This is a genomic window from Variovorax saccharolyticus (assembly GCF_030316765.1).
Classification (GTDB): domain Bacteria; phylum Pseudomonadota; class Gammaproteobacteria; order Burkholderiales; family Burkholderiaceae_C; genus Variovorax; species Variovorax saccharolyticus.
Genome location: NZ_JASZYT010000012.1, coordinates 1 through 21044 on the forward strand (window position 1 = coordinate 1; position 21044 = coordinate 21044).

Below are 21044 nucleotides of genomic sequence, written 5' to 3' on the forward strand. Positions count from 1 at the left end.
AAGTCACCCAGTTTTGAATCAAGTAGAGGATTATGTTCGCTTCGGCCTTGTGGGAGTGTGTTCTGCGGGGGAGTCGGGGCCCCCCCCCCCCCCCCCCCCCCCCCAAGGCACCTAGACACTGAAGCGGTGCCCTCCGGATTGCGCGCAGTCGTCGCGGCCGACGCCGCTCGTCGCGTCGTCCAAGCTGCCAGGAGCGGGGCAAACCGCCCCACCCCGCCGGAGCGCCGTCACGCAAGTAAGAGTCTGTCGAATTGCTGCGCCAAAGCTTCAGCCAGGACCTACGCTGCCGGCTCGGCGCTAGCAAGGCACCCTTTGCGCCGTTACCTATTCATTGCTCGTGGGGGTCCGGTGGTACTGTGGCCAGCGGTGAAGAACTACCTCGCCGGAGGCAGCATAGGCGTAGCAGCTATCGATCTTGATCGGCCGGCCTGAGCCGTCGACCTCTTCAAGCGGCTTCCCTGGGAGGAGCCCACCTACGGCTTGCAGAGCTGCGCTGGCCATCGGAGGAAGGAGTTCCCTCAGGTGGGTGCAACTGCTCGCGCCGCCAAGGCGGCTGCGCACTTCCTGACTCCAACCGCGACCGATGCGCAGCCCAGTCAGGCTTTTCAAAGCGTGCCCACCTTCTGGGCAAGCTGCGTACGGAGCGCTCAACGTGAATGTCTCTACTGAGCGAACAACCATGTCCCCGTCGAAAACGAGACGCACGCCCATGTCGTGGATCGGTACGTTGGCGGGCACCGTGTGGCCATCGCCAGGCCGGACGAACGCGTGCGTCTTGCGGTCGCTGAGGCGACCTTCGATCTCATATAGGCCGTCGCTTCGGCTAAAGCCACGCATCTCGATTCGCCTAAGGTGGATCTCCGCGCGGCCTACTTCTGAATGAGCCGGGGAAACGGCGGCAGATGAACTATTCACGAGGCGAACTCCCTGATTTGCCCCGCGTGGCCGCTATGACTTCGACATGCGCGCGTTGGTGGCGGCTCGCGATCCTGGCGAACAGGTAATTTCGACGTTCCGCATCGGTGATACGGTCCAAGTTGACGTTCCCCCGTTCGTCGCAGGGAAACGAATAGATGTGCTCGTTTGACTGCCAGCGAAAGCGAATCTGGAAGCTCTCATCCGTAGTGGGATGGGCGGCAGTCACAGGGGCTCCTTTTGACTTCATGCAAGCACTGTACATCCGTTGATGCATATGTCAACCATTCAACTCTGGTGTCACGAAACCCGGATTCCTCAAGTGATACATCATGTTAATCCGGGCTTACTTACACTCAACTTATATTTATGGTTATCCATTGACTTCGGAACGAATCTGACTGTTCCAAAGACTGACGCATCACAACGCACCCTGCAGGCGAGGAACACAGCGGCTGTGCGATGGGCGCGCTCCGCTGTGGCGTGGGCCTCTCATAGCGCGGCAGCACGCCTGGATCGCGGCACTGTTGTCCGGCCGTGGACCCTGCGGGGGGAACGGCGCTGCGCAGCCCACCATCGGCGTCAGGCGCCGAACTCCTTACCGCGGCAAGCTGCCTGGCAGGCTGGGCGAGATGCGACGGGGCCGCCGAAGCGTTGGCTAATCCGAAGTTCCGTACTTCGTATCGGAAGGAGCAGGCGGGTCGCGCTGGAGGACTTCCTGTATGGCAGCGGGGTCTACCTTGATCTGGACACCGACCCGCTCCTGCGGCAGGAGCATGACAGCCCTACAGTCACGCTCTGACCAGCCGCGATTCATTGCCTCCTGGATGTCGGCAAGAGCAAGGTTGGAAAAGCGCATGGGAACACCGAGCTCGCGGCCCAAGTCCGTGGCAATCATCATGTCCTTGTGGATGATCCGCAGTGCCGCGTGAGGTGGGTCGAAGCTTGCCGGCAGGAACTCGTCGATGAGTCCGTCGAAGGTGCGTCTTCGGCCGAGCGAGCCCTGCCGGATGGCCTGCCACAAGGCAAGCGGCTCCGCACCGGCCTTCACGCCCAACACGAATATCTCCGCGATCGCAGCCTGGGTCGCTTGACTCATGCAATTGCCAACAAGCTTGGTGACCAGCCCTGCACCGACAGCGCCGACATGAACCGGTTGATCGCCCATCGTCTTCAGGACAGGCTCGTAGCGTTCGAAGACCGTTCTATCGCCGCCGACAAATATGCCCAACCGTCCCCGCTCCGCGCCGCGCGCGCCCCCACTGATCGGCGCATCGAGCATGAAGGCGTCGCGCTCTGCGAATGCAGCGTGCAGCCGTGCGACGAGTTCCGGCGAACTGGTCGACATCTCGAACAAAGCTTGGCCGCGGCGCACGCCCGTCAGAATGCCATCAGTACCGAGCGCGACCGCCTCGATTGCCGCTAGGTTGGGAAGGCACGAGAAGATAACTTCGCATTGTTCGGCCACGGCGCGCGGCGTATCGGCCCAGGCCGCGCCTGCCTCGGTATGTCGCGCGGCGGCCTCCCGTCGCACGTCGTTGACGACGACCGGGTAACCTGCCCTCTGCAGATTGGAAGCCATGGCGGCTCCCATGATGCCTAGGCCAATGAAGCCGACCGTCGGTAGAGCGGAATTTTTCATGATGCGCGTTCGTTGTGATGAGGTGGGTTGCGTGTTGCCAAACTAGGCAAGGTGTTGGGCCGCTCCGGAAGAGACTTCGTTGGTATTGACGTTGACGGTCGCGAAAGGTCATTGCGGCATAGTGTCGGTTTCGGGCTCGTTGCAGCCTTCAACCATCCGCCGTCAACCTCGTTTTAGAAGTCAGGACCGATACCTTAGCTTCTGGGCGCCATACTCGCTCCCAGATGAGTTCGCGTCGCTCTAGCTTTCTCCCGTACAGCCCGGCCGGTGGCCTCAGCAGCAGTTTGTCTTCACTGAGCATAACGACGCCGCGAACTTGACGACTGCCGACACGCTGAGGATCGGAGGCAACGTCCACAGCACAGTCGAGGGTTTCGCCGTCGAAGGTGTATGGTCCGCCATAGGAATTGAAGGAGCGTGCGTCTGGCCCCAGATCGTTGTCGCCGTTACACAAGGCAACCAACATGCGTCCTCTAGAGAATGCAATCTGGCCAACAGGATGCGATCCGTACGGCATGCTCAATCGCTCAGTGATGCCGTTCCATGCTCGGCTGTCAACAAGCCGCCAGATTCCGTCAAGTGCCTCCACGTCTGCTCCTGTTCATCCAGAGTCGATAAGCAAGTCACCCGAGCGAGCGAATCTTTGAGCTCATCAGATCTATGTGTTCGAGGATGGCCTTCGCGTGTTCAACGAACAGTTGTCCGGCATTGTTGGTGCGCAATCCGCGATGGTCGCGAGTGAACAACGGGCTTCCCAATGAGGCCTCGAGGGCAGTTAGCCGATAGCTGCTTGTGGACAAGGAACAGTGCGCGCGCCTTGCGGCCGCAGACAAGGAGCCGAGTTCGGCGCACAGCACCGCCAGTCGAATGGACACGAGGTCAACCCGCGCAAGGTTAATGCTGACAGGCTCAGCTTCGAGCGCGTCGGCCAGATCCCCCCGACATGCCGTCTCCATTGCATTAACCTTGTCAGCACATTCGCTTCGCACCATCAGCTCCATTTGTCGCTATCCACGATCTAAGCGCCTGGAAATCCGGCCTGTAAGCGCTGCCTACCTGCGGCATGCACCTACTCGTTGCCCCGTACGATATAGGTTAACCATAAACCGTAGAGGTGTCAATTGGGTGCTTACGGCCTAGAGAGGGCTTCCGATCGCCCGGCGCCCCGGGACGGGCGGCAAGCTGTTGGACGCCCATCGAGGTGCCAAGAAGGTGCCCATAGCGCAGGTCTGTCCTTGCGGTCTGCTGGTCAACCAGGGCCAAACTTGCTTGGGATTCGGATGCGGCGTCACACCGCCCAGACCACGCGACCACGCGACCACGCGACCACGCACCCTGCGGGCTTTTCTAGTGAAGAGCAAGACGCCTTCGGACACTAACCCCCAGCCATTGGGCGGCCGCGAAGGGTCGCGCGGAAGATCAAACCAATGGTTACGCAAAAAGCGCGGCGCCGGGGAAGCACATTCGAACCTGACGGTCACGCCAATGTGCGCGCTAACGCAGGGGGGCTGCCAGCTTTGTAGGTCGAACTGAACGACGACAGCCAGCTCCGGCCGGAAGTCAAGGCCGCATCGGCTGCAGCCCTTGAGGCGTGGACCGCCAGGCAACGGGCCTCCTTTGTGTGCTTCCAATCGCGGAGGGCGCGACTGCCGATGGCGTGGTTCGCTTCGAGGCGCTCCGCGGACTACTTCTTGCCGCGCCGCACCGGCACCGGCACCGATGCGGGCGCGCGCGCGCGTGCTGGGCGATCGCCGGCGAGAGATATTTCCATCCCGCTCGAACGAAGAGGCAGCGCGTTCGCCGCATGGATGTGCTTTCGCATGCTGCTTTCAGCCAAGTCGCCGTCGCGCGCTTCAATCGCTGCGTTAACCCGCGCATGGATGCGAATGACTTGGTTGTGCGTATCGGGCGTGTCGTACTCTTCAACCATCGTGGCTGCGTGTACCCCCTGGGAGATTGAGTACAGAACTGTCGCAAGAAGCTCATTGCCGCTGGCGGCAGCCACAGCGTTGTGCCACTTCACATTGATATTGGCGAACTCCCTGAAGTTTTCGCCAGAGGCGATCAGCGCCTCATGCAGTGACTTCAACGCACGAAGATGCTCCTCGGTGCGGCGTTCAGCCGCCTGCCGGGCAAGATATGGCTCGAGCAGTTCGCGCGTCTCCTGAATAATGCGCAAGGATACCTTTTGTCCGCGAACGAAGCGGTTGATGGCTGTGGAGATCGAGTCCTGCCCAGGAAGGGTCACCATGCTTCCGCCGAAACGGCCATGCCGTGTCTGAACCAGACCCTCATCCGACAGCTTGCGCAAAGCTTGTCGAACGGCTCCGCGGCTCAGGCCCGTCTGGTCTACAAGCTCTCTTTCCGAAGGCAAACCCTCCCCTTCTGGAATCTCTCCTCGAAGAATGCTCTCGCGCAGGTGCTCGGCCAATACATCCTGCGGCTTTGGCACCGAAATCCGGTTGACAGTGACTCGCCGCTTGCGGTCCTGCTCCCGAACGTTCTCGCCCAAGCCCTGAGAGTCCGCCGCAGGGATCTCCTGCGGCGCGCCAATCGCGTCTTTTTGCCGTTGGTTCACCAAATTGCTCGAAAAAATGACTTTCGGATCGACTGTGTCGTTCCGTGATCATACTGCGTCCATCAGTGCCCCGATACCACAGTAGGAATCGCCTTTTCCTCTCGCCAGAAAATGCACCTCAAAATGCGCTAGCTACGCGGGAGAAGCGAGAGAATCGCGCTTCCGGCGTTTAAGTCGCCACCGATGAACCACTGAACGGCCCCAAATGGACCCACTTGTGGGCGGGGAGTTGCTTTTATGAAACTCGCACAGCGCGGAGCCCTACAGATCACACAGGATTTTCGTGCAACCGGAGACGCGCTTCGTGCGCATTTTGAAGACGGTTAGGCGCGACGCCCCGTCGCGATAGCGCTGCTCCCAGTTTCGCTCGCACGAATGCACTGGTGGTGTATCGGGTGACGCGTGAATGGAACTTCGATGAACTTCCAGCCCCATGTCGGAGTACAGATCAATGACGTTCGGCGATAGCCAGAGATTGTCATAGTCGACCATCGCCGGTACCCGCCGGCCGAGGGGCGCGAGCATCCGCGTGAGGCGCCGTGCGCGCCGCCCCCACGTCGTCGGCTGCGCTACGAAAGGACAACCCCGCGAAATTCGCGAAGCCGGCTGCTCTTGCTCGACGCGCACGGACTTGCCGTCAGCAACCGTGTAGCATTCCTTGTCGCGTCGATGGGAAGACATTGACCCCTCCGCGTTTCAGCGCCCTCACGTTGGTTCAACAAGTGCCATGCATCGACCTAGCTAGTATGTCGCGAATCTTAGGCTTCGGTCGGACCACCACGTCGCGAGCTGTCAACAACCTCTGGAGGTCGGGCTCGTGGCCCGCGTATGACGACGACGATCGCCGGCGTTCAGGTCGCCCTACCGCTCGCCCAGTCAAGGATGCAACAGCGCGGCTAAGCCAAGTGCGTATGTCAGCAGACGGTCAAGACTGATCGGCCGCGACATAGCGCAGCACCGCGTCGGCCACGAAGCGGCGCACACGACCGGCGTCGCTCGCATCCCGGCCGAAGATCGCTCCGAACGTGTGTTGGTTGGCGACGTTGAAGAAGGCCAGCGACACGATGATCTGATAGAGGTCAACGACGTCGATGTCCTTTCGAAAGACCCCGTCTGCCTGGCCCTTGGCCAGCGCCGCGGCGGTGCGTTCGAGCGACAGCGAAGCGCTGCTCATCACCGACTTTGCGCGCTTGAGGTGTTGCGCCTTGTGCTGATTCTCGATGGATACCAGGGCGACGAAGGTCGGGTGCGCGATGTAGTACCCCACCCGGAACGAAACCAAGGCGCGCAACGCAGCTTCAGGATCGAGCCCTTCCCATGCGATCTCGTGCTCGGCCCGCCAGATGGCACCGTAGGCATCTTCCAGGACAGCGACATACAGCCCCTCGCGACCACCGAAGTAGTAGTAGATCATTGCGCGCGTGATGCCCACCTTCTGAGCGATCACTTCAAGGCGTGCGCCTTCAAAGCCTCGAAGCGCAAATTCCTCTGCTGCGACGGTCAGCAGACTGGCACGTACGAGTTCCGGATCCTTGACCCTCGGTTCGACCGGCAGCTTCTTGGTAGCAACTTTGGTTTGCATCTGCGAAGAATACGGCAAGGTCGACCGCCCCTCCTTGCCTGCAGGCCCGGGTAATCACCAAGCCACGTCATTAACAACATTGTTAATCTCCCGCTTCCTTGAAAGCCGTAGGCGCTCGCGGGGCCGGACTTCAAGCATTTGTCGTGAAGACCCAGCAAGCCACTCCTCCGAAGCCATCACCTTGAAGCGAGGTTCATCCATGTCATTCCTCTCCGGCGTCAAATCGAAATCTCGTTGGACAGCCAGCGGCTTGCGACGCGCCTGCGTCGCCACGGCCATGTCGATCGTTGCATCGGCAGCGTTCGCTGTGGTGCCCACCCCTGTGGTCAATGGTCCAATCCCCTCGGACCCCTCCAGCCCGTCTCGCAACTACACTTTCTTCGCGACCGACCTGGATCTCAAGGCGCGGGGTTATGTCGAAGAGGAATTCTTCTTCTCCGGGACGGCGAACACCTATGACGCCACATTCTCCGGCGGCATCGGCGCCCGGCCGACGGCGTCGCCGACCGCAAACATCGTGACGGCCGGCAACCCCTACACCACGCGAATGGTCGTGCGGCGCCCCGCCCACCCAGGCAAGTTCAACGGGGTCGTGGTCGTCGAATGGATCAATGCCACCAGCAACTACGACGTCGAGGCCCTGTGGTTCCGGGCGCACGAGTTCTTCCTGCGCGATGGCTATACGTGGGTTGGCATCTCGGCTCAGAGTGGCCCGATTACGAACCCGACCTTGGGGCTCAAGCAATTCAGCCCTGCACGCTATGCGTCGCTGGATCTGACCGCGGGCGGGAAGTTTCCCAGCGGCGACCCGCTGGGCTACGACGTCTTCACCCAGGGCGTCCAGGCGGTTCGGCACGCCGGCGTGCTCGGCCCCTTGAGCAAGCATGTCAAGAAGGTCGTCGGTGCCGGGGTCTCTCAGTCCGCAGGTCGCCTTTCGGTGCTGATGAACGCCATTCAGACCCGTGACGAGCCTGTGATGGATGCGGTGCTTCTGTACATCGGCGGTGAGCGCCTGCGCACAGACCTGAACTATCCGATCATCAAGCTACTCTCGGAGACCGAGTACACGGCGCCGGCCTCGGCCAACGAGATTGCCGTGCTTCAACCCGACAGCGAACTGCTGCGGACCTGGTCCTTGGCTGGAGCCTCGCACTCGGACTGGGCTTCGTTCGCGGTGCGCTACTCGTTGCTGCGCCGCGACCAACCGACCGCAGCGCTGCGTGACAACTGCCTGAATCCCAGCCGCAGTCGCGTCCCGGACCGCTACGTCATTTCTGCGGCGATCGACTGGCTCTCGCGCTGGGGCGACAAGAAGGGCCACTCCGGCAAGGTCGTCTCGCCGCCCGCTTCGCCGACGATCCAGCTCGCCGGCGACGGCGTCACGGTCGTGCGCGACGCCTACGGCAATTCGCTCGGAGGAATCCGCCTTGCGCCCTTCGCCGTGCCGGTCGCACTCGACTCGGGTTTCAACGACCTGCCACCGGGTGCCGGCGGTCTGTGCTTCCTGAACGGGACGCATATTCCCTTCGACACGGCAACGCTCAATCAGCTCTATCCGACGCGACGCGCCTACCTCGAGCCGTTCACGAAGGCGGTCTTCGACAACTGGCGCGACGGCTTCGTTCTCGAGGAAGATGCGAAGGAGATGCTGGGGCAGGCCGCCGTGTCGCTGTACGGACGCAAGCTCGAATGCGGCCCGCTCTGCGCCAACTTCGCCCAATTCCCGATCCAGCCCTCCACCCAGTTGCTGCGCGATCACACCCAGTTTCTCTACATGAGCGGCGACGACCCCATCCTGCTTTCGCTGGATGCGGCCACGCATGCCGTGGCACGCGGATACACGACATCGCTGACCTCCGTCAAGACCGCCTGGTTCACCCAGGCGGTGGGCTGGCTGCAGAAGTACAAGACGCAGATCGCTGGTCAGCTGGCCAAGGGGCGCGCGACGACACAGCAAGCGGCATTGCTGACCGAGTACGCAGATGTCCTGATCGCGGAGCTTGTCAAGCTGGGCGCATCGGCTGCGGTCAACACCGCGCTGGACGACCGACTTGACCATGACCGGGACAGAGACGCCTGGCCTGGAAAGCGGTAACGCGCCGGCTTAGTAGACGGGATGCGGGGCACGATCTACGAAGTGAGGTATGCCGCGAGGAAACCTCGTCGTTTGACCTTGCTGACCGTTTGCGTTGCCTCAGCCCTGCTCGCCTTCTTCTTCTGGAGTCCAGACGAAGAAGCGCGAGTGGAACGGGCATCCACTCCAGCACAAGCCAGCCCGCCCGGGGGCCCCTCACTGCCGCCCGACATTGCCGCGGATCCGTTCGGCGTACGCAATTGGCCATCGGTACCCCATGCCACTGTCATAGATGAAATGCCAACGCGGGCGGATCCACCGCCACCGCTGCCCTTCACCTACGCGGGATCCTGGAGCGAGAAGGGCACGCTGTACGTCGTGCTGATGAAGGCGGGCCGAACGCTCGTCGTCTCAGGGCGTGCAGACGTGGACGAGGAGTACCGGGTTGATGCCGTCGACGAAGAGAAGGTCGTGTTTTTCGAGAAGCGGACGCAAACGCGCCGCTCACTGCCATTGACGACGCCTCCGCGGACGATCGATGGGCAGCCCATCGGCACACTGCAAAGCTTCGACTACATCAGGCAAGCACTGCCTGCCGGTTCGCCCTCCTCGTGGACCGAATCTCTGGGGGACGCCGCAGCGCCCGGAGGGCGCAGTGCAGAAGGCATCGATCGCAACAGCAAGGATGGGGCATGAATCTCGCGGAGTGGACTCGCTGTAAGGCTGCCATCGTGCCCGAGCCCCATCGTCGGGTTCAGTAACCGCCGCACCTCTGGACCGAACGCCTTCGGGCGCTCCGTCAAGGCGACCAAGATATGGAAACTCGTACTTGGCCTGAGGCAAGACCATGGTGGCAGCGTCTTCGCCGAAGAGGTGGATGGGAATCTCTCGTAGAGTCTCGTCTGCGCGCCGACGTGCGGATGATCGGAACGACGAAAACTCACGACCTCTTGACCCGCGCGTCCTCGATCTTGCGCATGCTCTCCTGGGCTTGGGCACGGCGCCTACGAAAAGAGCGAGCTCGCCTTCGAGCCGGGCAACTATCAGGTGACGCCTTGGCGATCGTTGCCGTTGCCCTGCTGAAGACAGGAGATTCCGTGGAGATCGTCAGGGCTTGGATACAGCCGCCATCGTTTGTGTTGCATCGACCGGTTGAATGCGCAGTCTGAAGGACACGTAGCTTTCAACGATTGAGCCTTTCGGATGGGTTCATGCGGCGCTAGATACTGGACGGCCTGAAGGCGCTTGGCAATGGCCCCACCCCCGTTTTCAACAGCCATTCTCAGCCGGCCTTACTGGCGAAGTGTGGGGGCACAACCGGAGACGTTGAACCTCAACAGCGAGGATTGACGGGATCTGCTGCGCCACGAGTGCACTAGCCCGCTCTGGAGTCAGCCTTTCGCTGGCCGATCGCCAAACTGCTGCAACAGAGTCTGGCGCAACCACAGGCTTGCCGGATCACGGTGAACGACCGAGTGCCACACCATGAGAACCGCCGCACGAGGGATCTTCATTGGTAGGGCCTTCATGCTCACGCCCTTGGCCGAACGCGCAATCATCTGCGGTACCGTCGCCAGCAGGTCCGAACCGGCTACGACGTCCACCGCCACATGATAGTTCGAAACGACCAGCCTGATGTTTCGCTTCAGCCGCTTCCTTGAAAGATGCTGATCGACCAGAGCGTCCGCCTTGCCGGTAGTCACCGCAATATGCGAGGCGCTCAAGAACGACTTCAACGTCAAGCTGTCCTCGAGCAGTGGATTATCTTCTCTTGCAACGATGCAGTACGGATCATCAAAGAGATGGCTGCGCTCGAACCCCGCGTTGAGAAACGGCAGGTTTCCGATGGCCAGGTCAACGGCGCCCGATTGAAGAGCTTCAGCGTACTTGTCATGCGCCATCTTCACCGCCTCGAAAGTCAGTTGTCCTGACAACTCGCTGGCCCCTCGCATCAGGCTCGGAAGCATGGCCGACTCTCCGGCATCCGACATCAGCATCCTGAAGCACCTTACGGCGGTCATAGGATTGAACTTCTGCTGCTGGTCCAAGCCATTCTTCAGAATTGTCAGTGCCTCATTGACAGGCTTGATCAACTGATTCGCAAGCACGGTGGGCTCCATGCCACGCGGTGTCTTGACGAAGAGCTCGTCGTCGAAGCTACGCCGCAACCGGTTCAGCGCGTTGCTCATGGCGGGTTGCGACAGCGCCTCGCGCCGCGCTGCCGCGGACACATTGCGTTCCACATAGATCGAGGCGAAGGCACGCAGCAGGTTGAGGTCCAGTGTTCTGAGATTCATTCGTGATTGCCTGACACAGCCATTGGCCGAACGAGACTCCAAAACCAGGGGAATGGAAATAAGAGTAACCCATGATATTGACATTGTGAATAGGAATTCCGCTCAGTTTCGATTGGACCTAGAGGCGTCTCGGGCAAAAAAATCGTCCCGTCGCTTCAGGTTCAAACATGACAACTACACACAAAATCGGCTCCAAACACGAGACACGGAAATTCAACAAAACTTGCTTCGCACTCGCCGCGCTGGCCTTCAGTGGTGTTGCTTCAGCCCAATCCAACATCACGGTGTTCGGCGTGCTCGATGCGGCCGTGAGCCACTACGATGCGAGAAGCGTCTTCTACAGCAACGATTCCCTCGCGCGGCCCCCGGCTGCCGCGCCGGCCGACGTCACGAAAAGCAAGTGGGCCATGTCGACCGGCAACATGGTTGGCAGCCGTCTGGGCTTTCGCGGCATCGAGGATCTGGGTGGCGGGCAATCCGCGAGCTTCTGGCTGGAAGCTGGGCTGACCAACGATACCGGCCAGGGGACGGCACCCGGCGGCGGCCTGACCTTCAATCGCCGCTCTACCGTCAGCCTTGCGAGTGCTTGGGGAGAGATCCGCCTTGGCCGCGACTATGTGCCGACCTACCAGAGCACGCTCGTCGCCGATCCTTTCGGAAACGGCGGCGTGGGAGGGACGCTCTTCGGAACTGTCGGCGCCAACCTGGCGGTTGCACGAGGCCCAGGATCGCCCATCAGCAGTTCCGACAACTACGCACGCACCAGCAACAGCGTTGGCTATTTCCTTCCCTCGAACCTGGGCGGCTTTTACGGGCAGTTGATGTATGCACTGCCGGAAACAACGAAGGTTAGCGGCACCGCTTCATCGCCGTCGTCGAAAGGACGCTACTACGGCGGCCGCTTCGGATACGCCAGTGGCCCGTGGAACGTGGTGCTGGCGTACGGATCCAGCCAAGCGGCTGATGGCGCCGACGGCAACGCCTGGGTCAGGGACAGGATTGTCGAGACCAGCCTGGTCACCACCTACGACTTCGGGCCCTTGCAGCTGCTCGGTGAACTCGTGCAGATGCAAGCTAGGCGCGAGGTCGACAGCCTGCCAGCTGCCGCGGCCAGCACCTGGAGCCACGACACTTACAACGGCGGCCAGATCGGGGTAATCCTACCGATCGGCGCAGGCGTGATCCGTGCAACATACGCCGAGCTCAACTTCTACGTGGATGGCGACCGAGGCTCAGTCAACACCGACGCTTCTGCGCAAAAATTGGCACTCGGCTATGTCTACAACTTGTCCAAGCGCACGGCGCTGTATGCCACGGTCGGCAAGGTGTTGATCAAGAACGGCCAGAACAACCCGAACGTCTTGGGCGCCACGACGGGTGGTGGGCTGACGTATCTGTCGACCGGCGCCGGAGTGCAAGGGTATGCACCTCGTTCCTCAACAGGCTACGACTTCGGCATCAAACATTCCTTCTGACCCAGGACCCGGGACCACACGACCCGCGGGGGTCCTGCGGCTGTCTCGAACGAAAAACAAATAGCCAGGCTCGAGATTGCTCCTCGGGCCCGGCAGGCTTTCGTACTGTCTTGAATCAGGTCCAGCTCAGGTCGTGCACCCGAAACGGCAAAGAGCGGATGCGCTTGCCGGTGGCCGCGAAGATCGCGTTGCCCAGGGCCGGGGGGACCGGACCCATGGCAGCTTCGCCGACGAACGCCATGCGGGGATGTCCCGAGACGGCGCCAAAGTGCACGTTGATGCGTTTCGGCGTATCACCGATTCGAAGCATCGGATACTGGTGGTAGTTGCCCTCGACGATGCGACCGTCCTGGACCGTCACCTGCTCGTTGAGCGCCGAATTCAAGGCGAAGATCGCCCCCCCTTCGAGTTGCGAGCGCAGGCCATCCGGGTAGCCCACGCGTCCCGGATCGATCGCCATGTCGACCGAATCGACGCGCACCTCGCCCTTGCGGCTCACTTCCACGGTCACGATCGCCGCAACCGTGGCCCCGCCCTCTGGCTTCCCCGCGCCGCCCCAGTTGGCGATTGCAATGCCCTGGCCCCAGCCACGAGCAAGCTTTCGCCCCCAACCCGCCTTGCCCGCCACTTCCTTCAAGCATTGAACCCAGGCGGCGTCCGGCCACTTGGCGAACAGCCTGAGCCGATACTCGAGGGGATCGATGCCGGCCGCCGCTGCGCATTCGTCGACAAAGACTTCCGTGAAGAACGAATTGACGTTGGTCCCCGGGCCGCGGTAGTCGCTGCCCATGACATGGAACGGCACCGCGCGCGATTCGACGTGCACATGCGGCGCAAGGCCCGCGCTCAGTGGGCAGTCCGTCAAATAGCGCACCCGGAACGCCGGCGTGCCGGCGGCTCGGACGTGAAATGCCTCGGGCATGCCTTGGGGGTCCAGCCCGGCGCGCAGCCGAACGGTCGTGAGATGCCGATACCGGCCCTGGCGCATGGTTTCCTCACGCGTCCAGATGACCTTGACCGGCCGACCCGGAAACTTCTTTGCGACGGCCACCACCATGCGCGCGTCATCACCAAAGATGCGCCTGCCGAATCCTCCACCAACAAATGTCTGGTGCACAAACACTCGTTCCGGTGGAACGCCGGTTTCGTTCGCCGCCACTAGGTGGACCTGCGCCGCTTGCTGCGACGGCTGCCAGACCTCCACACGATCGGCGGTGACCAGCGCGGTGCCGTTTAGCGGCTCCATGGTCGCATGCTCCGCGAAAGGCGCGTGATACACGGCCTCGACCACCCGGGAATGTTTGTCCAGCACCTGCAAGGCATTGCCGACTTTCACTTCCACTTTCTCGCCAGGTTGATCGATGGCATCGCGAACCGCCTTGACCACCTGGTCGTTCGACTTCCACTGCGCGCCCGCTCCATCGTCCCACTCGATCGGCATCGCCTCCAGCGCCTTGCGCGCTTGCCAGTAGTGAGCGGCACCACCGCCACCGCGCTTTGCGGCGCCGTCATTTCGGGCGGCCCGTACGGCAGCGTCTTGGGATCCATCCGTGGTCGCGGCTCGTTTGGATCCACGACGGCCACGCCAATCACGCCCGGCATGCGGCGGATCTTCTCGAAGTCGTAGCTCTTGAGCCTACCGCCTTGCACCGGCGCCTGCATCAACGCCGCGTACACCATGCCGGGCGGATGAACGTCCAGGCCGAACTGCGCGCTGCCGTTGACGAGAAGCGGCTGCTGCACCCGCGGCGGACTGGCCTTGCCCACGAACCACCATTCTTCGGGCGGCTTGGGTGTGGGCTCGGCGTCGAGCTTGATCGCCGCAGCCTGCTGCGCCACGTCTCCGAAGCCGAGTTTGCGCCCTGACTTGGCATGGATCAGCACGCTGTCCTTGACCACGATCTCGGATCGCGGCACCTTCCAGGCCTGCGCAGCGGCCTCCTTCAGACGCTCCCGTGCGCTGGCCCCCACTTGCAGCAGGATCGCCATCAACTGCGGGCCGGTGGAGCGGCCGAAGAAAGTGCGCGGGCCGATCTGCTTTGAATAGATCTGCCCCTGCACATAGTTCCGATTCACCGACGCGTACTCGGCGCGGATCTTGCCCCAATCGCAGTAGAGCTCCTCCGTGACGGTCATAAGGTTCTGCGTCACCACCCCATTGCCGAGGTCCGGCGTCCCCACCCGCACGGTCACGATGCCGTTGCGGCCGACGGACAACCATGGCGAGTACTCGGTCGCGCCGGCCGGCAAGGGCTGGTCCCACGGCGCTGCGGCCACCGCTTCGTCGGCGCCCGCGGCATCCATCCACGTGATGCCCACGGCCAGTCCGCCGCCGACGACGGCCGAACGAATCAGGAAGTCTCTTCGACTCTGGTGCATCGCAGCCTCCTCACGCCTTCCTGGCCATGGAGGCGGCCTTGTGAATGGCCGCACGCACGCGCGGGTACGTGCCGCAACGGCAGATGTTGCTGACCTGCGCGTCGATGTCCTCGTCGCTCGGACGAGGGTTGCTCTTTAGCAGCGCGGCCGCCGCCATCAGCATGCCGGATTGGCAGTATCCGCACTGGGCCACGTTGTCCGAGATCCATACCTTCTGTAGCGGATGCGAGCTGTCCTTGGAAAGGCCTTCGATGGTGGTGACGCGTTGGTTCGCCACGGCTTCCAGCGGGATGACGCAAGAGCGCACGGCCGCACTCTCCAGGTGGACCGTGCAAGCGCCACACTGCGCCATGCCACAGCCAAATTTGGTTCCCGTCATGCCCAGGTGGTCGCGCAGCGCCCACAGCAGCGGGGTTGCCGGATCTGCATCGACAGTCAGCTTTTTTCCGTTCACGATCAGTGAAGTCGCCATGTATGTCTCCTCGTTTGAAGTCAGGCCACGCGAGCGGCGAACTCTCGAAAGTGCTGGTTGACCACTGGCGCCGCCTCGATCATCGGAAAGTGCCCGACGCCCGAGATGGTTCGCACCTCGCACTGAGCGATCACCTTGGGGGCAAGCTCCATGAACGGCGTCTTGATTCCATCCTTGAGAGGCACGCGCTTGTAGTCGGAGGTGAAGTACGTCGATTGCAGCAGAAGCGTGGGCACGGCAATATGTTTCATCGACTCGAGCCCGGATGGCAGCTCCCAGCGCACGGCATCGACCAGCAAGGCTTCGGCGAAGTCGGGATCCAGGGCTTGAGCGCGAGCGGCCAAGCGCTGCCTGAGTTTCGGGTCGCCGTTGTCCATCACCATGGAATCGAACTGGCGCTTGGCCCACTCCTTGTAACCCTCGCGCGCCAACTGGGCGCGCAGATTCGCGTTGATGGTGTCCGGGTTTCCGGAGTAGACGCTGCCGTCGATAAAGACCAATCCGACGACACCCTCCGTGGACTGGCGGTAGGCCTCGCGCACGACCTTGGATCCCATGCTATGACCCGCGAGAATGACTTTGCGCGCACCGCTCCGCTCCTTCACGTCGTTCACAGCTTGCGCCAGCGCGGCCATCGTGGGCTGGGCGGGCATGGCGGAGGCGCCATGGCCCGGCAAGTCCAAGGCGATACATCTGTAGGAAGACGAGAGTGCGTCGATCTGCGCCTGATAGTCGTCCGCGGCACAAGCGAAACCGTGCACGAAGATGATCGTGGGGTCGTTGGCGCCCGCGGCGATGGTCCGGATCCGGCCAGCGCCGAAGGCGGACCGGTTGAGGCCCAGCGCAGCGAGCCCGGCCACCCCGGCGGTGATGAACGAGCGCCGCGACGGGCCTGCGTGTGAGGGAGTTGGGTTCTGGGTCACGAGGCATGTCTCCTTGGTTTTGTTGTGCAACGCCCGGCGCTCAGCTGGCGCCTTGCCCCCGCCGCACGCTTTCGATCATCCGACCGACACGCTGCTCGTAGGGCGGGTACTGGATACCGAACTCGCGTACCAGGCGCTCGTTGTCAAACAGGTAGCCTCCAGAGAGGGCCTCCCCGCCGCTTTCCTTTTCGAATGAGATGTCGGCTTCGGGCAGGAACTTCCTGACGATGTCGGCGAGCTTCCCGAGGCTGAGGGTCTCGCCGCCCGAGTTGTACAAAGGGTGCTCGGGTTGCGCCTTTAGGGCCAACCGGACGAACACCTCCGCAATGTCATCGGCATAGACAATGCAGCGCATGCGGTCGCGATAGTCGAAGACGGCCCTCTTACCCAGCGCCGGATTGACGATGCACTGCACGTGGTCGACAGAGCCAATCAGCTTGTCGCCGCCCGAGATGTGGGCCGCGCGCAGTCCCGTGATGCACATGCCGTGCTTCTCGCGGTACTCCTTGGCCTGCCACTCGTTGAAGACCTTATGCACCGAGTACTGCTTGGCAGGACAGGGTGGATCGGTTTCCAGGATCTTGCGGTGCCCGTAGGGTGCCTGGCTTCCGTTGACGGCGATGGAGCTCGAATACACGACGTGCGCCACGTCGCTCAGCCGCGCGGCCTCGAAGCAGTTGTCCATGCCCAGCACATTGACCTTCATGGCCGGGCGCGGCAGGTTCTCCCGCATGTAGCTCAGATTGATGACCACCTGCGGCTTGTGGGTGGCCATGGCCGCGATGACGTCCTCGAACCGGGTCAGATCCATCCACTGCGAGCGAACCTGCTTGCCCAGGTCGCTGAAGTCCGCCGAGGCCACATCCAGACTCACCACTTCGTGCCCCTGGGCCGCCAGAAGGCGCACGACGCGCCGGCCGATGAAGCCGGCGCCGCCAATCACAAAAACCACCATCTCAGTTCTCCGTTGTAAATGCGACTTCGCGGTCGCTGGCGCCGCGGGTGACGCGACCTTGGGTCGCAACGATGTGATGTACAGCCACGTAGGCGAACACGATGGCCGGGCCGATGTTGATACCGCCACCGGGATAGAAGCCACGCATGACATGGGACATGTCCTGGCCACAGGCGTAGAGGCCAGGAATCGGGCGCTCCGAGGCATCGAGCACCTGCGAGTGAGCGTTGACGGCCAGGCCGATGCTGGTCCCCAGCGTCGAAGGAACCATCTGCAGAGCGACGAAGGGTGCCTGGACGATGGGTCCGAGGTTGGGATTGGGCTTGAACGCAGGATCCCCCAGCAGCTTGCTGTTGAATGGATTGGTCCCACGCCTGAACTCGGGGTCGACGCCAGTCCGCGCGTACTCGTTGTGCTTGCTCACCGTGTCGACCAAGCCTTGAGGATCGATGCCGATCTTTGCCGCCAGTCCTTCCAGGGTGTCATCGACGGCGACGTACCCCGACTTCGCGTAGGGCGCCAAGCTGGGCCGGAAGGGTCGGATCAAGCCCAACCCTCGCTTCCAGACGAACTTGCGATCGCAGATGAAATAGAACCGGTTGCCCTGCCCCACGCCATGGCGGAACATCGCTTCTCCAATGTCGTGGTACGAATTCGATTCGTTCACGAAGCGACGTCCACTCGCGTCGACCGCGATGATGCCGGGCTTGCCCCTGTCGAGGTAGCCATACAGGATGGTTTCCTCTGTGCCATCCGGGCGACGCAGGAGCGACGAGGGTTGCCACAGCCCCGGTCCGACCACCTTGTAGTCGATGACCGCGCCGATCTGCCTGGCGGCGTTGATGCCTTCGCCCACGTTGGCTTCCCAGCCGACCGAGCGATCGTGTGGGTGGTTCGGCCCGAGCTCCTGGCGCATCTTCGCGTTGTGGGGAAAGCCCCCGGTGGCCAGGATCACGCCGTGCCGGGCGCGAACCCGCTTGGTTCGCCCCTCGTGCCGGACGACCGCACCGACCGCTCTTCCGCTCTCCGAGATCAGCTCGACGAGCGGCGCGCCGACCCACAGATCGGCCTTCGCCTTGCGCAGCGTCAGCAGCAAGCGGGCGATCAAGGCGTTGCCCGCGCCGATATCGGTGCCGCGCGAATAGCGCGTGCGATCGGCTGCGAAACGCGCGAGGGTGCTGACGACACGCACGAAGCCGCGCAGGGACTTGAACGGGTTGAGAAAGTCGTCGACCTTGCGTTTGTCGATGGACATGCCGCCCAGAAGCATGAGCCGGCGAATAGGCGGGCGGATCAACTCGAAGTCTTGGCCCAAGGCGCGACCGTCAAAGCGGCGCGGCTCGTGCGTGCGTCCGGCACTGACGCCACCCACCTGGTCCGCGTGGTAGTCGGGCCAAGGCACGTAGTCGAACACGACGTCGGTACCGTCCTGCAACGTGGCCATGGCCTCGGGGCCAGCTTCCAGGAAAGATTCAACCAGATCGGCGCGGTAGAAGTTGCCGAGCTCGTGCTGCAGATAGGTCCGAGCGTTGTCAATGGAGTCCTGGGCGCCCGCGGCCTTTGACTGCGCGGTGTTGGGCACCCACGCGAACCCACCCGACGTCGCGGTCGTGCCCCCGACCACGGGCATCTTCTCGCAAATGAGCACGTCGAGGTTGCGCTTGCGGGCAAACACGCCCGCGGAAAAGCCGGCCACACCGCTGCCAAAGATCAGCACGTCGGTCTCGTGGTCCCAGGCGGTGGTTGAAACTGTCACAGTCGCTCTCCAAGGGTGGGTTCAGCGCCATGCCGGGTATCGGTTGGCGCGGGTGGGTCATCGTGCAGCGCCTCACGAATCCCGCGTGGATCGACGCGGATCGAGACGCCGGCGCGCTCCTGTGGGAGCAGCATCACGCAGCGGCCATCACGCTGGGCCCAGCCCCGGTTCATGGCCTCCTGGATGTCGGCCAAGGCCAGGTTGGCAATCCGCAGGGGGACCCCCAGTTCACGTCCCAACTCCGTGGCCGCGAGGGTGTCCTTGTGCATGATGTCCAGGACAGCCTGGGGCGTGTCGTACTCCGCGGGCAGGAATTGATCGATCAGGCCATCGAAGGTGCGTCGGCGCCCGATCGCGCCTTGCCGCACGGCCCGCCACAACGCGAGCGGGTCGGCTCCGGCCTTGACGCCCAGGCTAAAGATCTCCGCAATGGCAGCCTGCGTCGCTTGGCTGGTGCAGTTGTGGACCAGCTTGGCGACCAAGCCGGCACCGCAAGGGCCGAGATGGCTCGGGTGGTCGGCCATCGCCTGCAACACCGGCTCATGCCGCTCATACGCGCGCTTGTCGCCGCCGACCCATATCGCCAGGCGGCCGCGCCGGGCGCCGCGAGGGCCGCCGCTGACGGGCGCGTCCAGCAGATCGACGCCTTGTTGCGCAAAAACCGAATGCAGTTGCCGAACCAGCGCGGGGGAACTCGTCGACATCTCGAAGTAGGATTGGCCGCGATGAGCCCCAGACAGGATGCCATCCTGCCCGAGGGCGACCGCCTCAATCTGCGCGAGATCCGGCAGGCACGAGAAGATCACGGCGCATTGCTGCGCGACGCCGCGCGGCGTGTCGGCGCGCATCGCCCCGGCCTGCACCAGCGGTGCGATTGCCTCTTCGCGCCGGTCGTGCACGACCAGCGGATACCCCGCCGCCTGCAGCCTGGCCGCCATCGGCGCGCCCATGGCCCCAAGGCCAATGAAGCCCACAACAGGCTTGGATGATTCATTCGACGCCATGCTGGCCACGCTACTCCGCCTGGATCTTGTATTCCGCCACGAGCCGCGTCCACCTGGCGATGTCCGAATCGATCAGCGACTTGAGTTCGCCAGGCGTGGCCCGTTGCGCAACCATGCCGATGCCCTCAAGTTTGTCGACGAACTCCTGCTGCTTGAGGATTGCGCTCACCGCTGCATGGACCCGGCTGACCGTCTCGGGCGCCATGCCGGCCGGCCCGACGAAGGCAGTCCAGGCGGAGAAGTCATAGCCGGACAAGGCCTCCGCGATGGACGGCCATTGCGGCGCGGCCGGATTGCGTTTGGCCGATGTGACGGCCAGGGCGCGCATCTGCCCGGCCTTGCCCTGGCCGAGGGCGTTCACCATGTCGACGAAGGTTGCATCCAGAGTGCCGCCGATCACGTCGGTGATGGCCGGAGGAATGCCCCTGTAGGGCACCTGCAGCACGTCGATGCCGGCCTGCTTGGCCATGGCGGCGATTTCCGCGTGCGAGAGCGTGCTGGCGTGCCCGATGCTCACCTTGCCCGGGTTGCGCTTCGCATAGGCGATGAAATCCGAGAAAGTGCGCGCCGGGTGGGCGGCGCCCACCATCAGCACCTGGTTGGACAAATAGCCGCCCGAGATCGGCGTGACATCCTTGCGCGGGTCGTACGGCAGATTCTTTAGCAACGCCACATTGATCGCGAGCGGAGACAGCGAGCTGAACATCAGCGTGCTGCCGTCCGGCGGCGATCGCACCAAGTCTTGCATCGCGATGATGCCGTTGGCGCCGGGCTTGTTGTCCACCACGATCACCTGGTTGAGCGCGACGCCCAGCGGCTGCGCGAATAGCCGCGCCACCTGATCGGTGGATGAACCTGCCGGATTCGGGACGACCAGGCGAACGGTGCGGCCGGGCGCGGCTCGGGCGATGGGGTTGAGTGCGCTGCCCACGAGGCCAAGCGCCAGAAACTGCAAGGTTGAACGTCGTTGCATGGACCGATGTCTCCGTCAA

Annotated in this window: 19 protein-coding genes; 3 read left to right on the forward strand and 16 right to left on the reverse strand. The window is 62.9% G+C overall.

Annotated features, from left to right (window positions below):
- Positions 1–324: 324 nt before the first annotated feature.
- The 7 genes from QTI45_RS29545 to QTI45_RS29570 form a co-directional block, all read right to left on the reverse strand.
- Positions 325–915: a DUF2889 domain-containing protein gene (locus QTI45_RS29545; protein ID WP_286656826.1), complete on the reverse strand. Its 591-nt coding sequence runs from the start codon at positions 913–915 to the stop codon at positions 325–327.
- A gap of 658 nt (positions 916–1573) precedes the next feature.
- Complete coding sequence (locus QTI45_RS29550) at positions 1574–2557, reverse strand: NAD(P)-dependent oxidoreductase (RefSeq protein WP_286656827.1); 984 nt, start codon at positions 2555–2557, stop codon at positions 1574–1576.
- Positions 2558–2705: 148 nt separating this feature from the next.
- The gene (locus QTI45_RS35375) at positions 2706–3074 is read right to left on the reverse strand and encodes a lipocalin-like domain-containing protein (RefSeq protein ID WP_506555405.1); all 369 of its coding nucleotides are present in this window, start codon (positions 3072–3074) and stop codon (positions 2706–2708) included.
- Positions 3075–3180: 106 nt separating this feature from the next.
- Positions 3181–3558, reverse strand: a complete 378-nt coding sequence (locus QTI45_RS29555) for a LysR family transcriptional regulator (RefSeq protein ID WP_286656828.1) — start codon at positions 3556–3558, stop codon at positions 3181–3183.
- Positions 3559–4241: 683 nt separating this feature from the next.
- Positions 4242–5135: a FadR/GntR family transcriptional regulator gene (locus QTI45_RS29560; protein ID WP_286656829.1), complete on the reverse strand. Its 894-nt coding sequence runs from the start codon at positions 5133–5135 to the stop codon at positions 4242–4244.
- 261 nt (positions 5136–5396) lie between these two features.
- On the reverse strand, positions 5397–5816 hold the full coding sequence (locus QTI45_RS29565) for a hypothetical protein (protein WP_286656830.1): 420 nt from the start codon (positions 5814–5816) through the stop codon (positions 5397–5399).
- Between the two features lie 244 nt (positions 5817–6060).
- Positions 6061–6717, reverse strand: coding sequence for a TetR/AcrR family transcriptional regulator (locus QTI45_RS29570; protein ID WP_286656831.1), 657 nt, complete (start codon positions 6715–6717; stop codon positions 6061–6063).
- 199 nt (positions 6718–6916) lie between these two features.
- On the opposite strand from QTI45_RS29570, the gene QTI45_RS29575 reads away from it, so the two are divergent.
- On the forward strand, positions 6917–8812 hold the full coding sequence (locus QTI45_RS29575) for an alpha/beta hydrolase domain-containing protein (protein WP_286656832.1): 1896 nt from the start codon (positions 6917–6919) through the stop codon (positions 8810–8812).
- A 72-nt stretch (positions 8813–8884) separates the two neighbouring features.
- On the forward strand, positions 8885–9487 hold the full coding sequence (locus QTI45_RS29580; RefSeq protein ID WP_286656833.1) for a hypothetical protein: 603 nt from the start codon (positions 8885–8887) through the stop codon (positions 9485–9487).
- A gap of 695 nt (positions 9488–10182) precedes the next feature.
- Here QTI45_RS29580 and QTI45_RS29585 read toward each other — a convergent pair.
- Positions 10183–11088 (reverse strand): LysR family transcriptional regulator, encoded by a 906-nt coding sequence (locus QTI45_RS29585; protein ID WP_286656834.1) that lies wholly within the window; start codon positions 11086–11088, stop codon positions 10183–10185.
- Positions 11089–11255: 167 nt separating this feature from the next.
- Here QTI45_RS29585 and QTI45_RS29590 point away from each other — a divergent pair, with 167 nt between their 5' ends.
- Entirely contained in the window at positions 11256–12563 is a 1308-nt protein-coding gene (locus tag QTI45_RS29590; protein WP_286656835.1) for a porin, read from the forward strand.
- 115 nt (positions 12564–12678) lie between these two features.
- Here the strand turns inward: QTI45_RS29590 and QTI45_RS29595 are convergent, their stop codons facing one another.
- Genes QTI45_RS29595 through QTI45_RS29630 form a run of 8 tightly spaced genes read right to left on the reverse strand, consistent with a single transcriptional unit; the run spans position 12679 to position 21007 of the window.
- A complete protein-coding gene (locus tag QTI45_RS29595) occupies positions 12679–14004 on the reverse strand; it encodes a xanthine dehydrogenase family protein molybdopterin-binding subunit (protein ID WP_286656836.1) in 1326 nt (441 codons plus the stop codon).
- Positions 13896–14942, reverse strand: a complete 1047-nt coding sequence (locus tag QTI45_RS29600; RefSeq protein WP_286656837.1) for a molybdopterin cofactor-binding domain-containing protein — start codon at positions 14940–14942, stop codon at positions 13896–13898. The genes QTI45_RS29595 and QTI45_RS29600 overlap by 109 nt, the downstream gene beginning before the upstream one ends.
- 10 nt (positions 14943–14952) lie before the next feature.
- On the reverse strand, positions 14953–15414 hold the full coding sequence (locus tag QTI45_RS29605) for a (2Fe-2S)-binding protein (RefSeq protein ID WP_286656838.1): 462 nt from the start codon (positions 15412–15414) through the stop codon (positions 14953–14955).
- Between the two features lie 20 nt (positions 15415–15434).
- Positions 15435–16337: an alpha/beta fold hydrolase gene (locus tag QTI45_RS29610; protein WP_286656839.1), complete on the reverse strand. Its 903-nt coding sequence runs from the start codon at positions 16335–16337 to the stop codon at positions 15435–15437.
- Positions 16338–16377: 40 nt separating this feature from the next.
- A complete protein-coding gene (locus QTI45_RS29615; RefSeq protein WP_286656840.1) occupies positions 16378–17292 on the reverse strand; it encodes an NAD-dependent epimerase/dehydratase family protein in 915 nt (304 codons plus the stop codon).
- A gap of 1 nt (position 17293) precedes the next feature.
- A complete protein-coding gene (locus QTI45_RS29620; RefSeq protein WP_286656841.1) occupies positions 17294–19048 on the reverse strand; it encodes an FAD-binding protein in 1755 nt (584 codons plus the stop codon).
- Entirely contained in the window at positions 19045–20052 is a 1008-nt protein-coding gene (locus tag QTI45_RS29625) for an NAD(P)-dependent oxidoreductase (protein WP_286656985.1), read from the reverse strand. Before QTI45_RS29625 ends, QTI45_RS29620 begins: the two co-directional genes overlap by 4 nt.
- A gap of 10 nt (positions 20053–20062) precedes the next feature.
- Positions 20063–21007, reverse strand: coding sequence for a Bug family tripartite tricarboxylate transporter substrate binding protein (locus QTI45_RS29630; protein ID WP_286656842.1), 945 nt, complete (start codon positions 21005–21007; stop codon positions 20063–20065).
- Between the last annotated feature and the right edge of the window lie 37 nt (positions 21008–21044).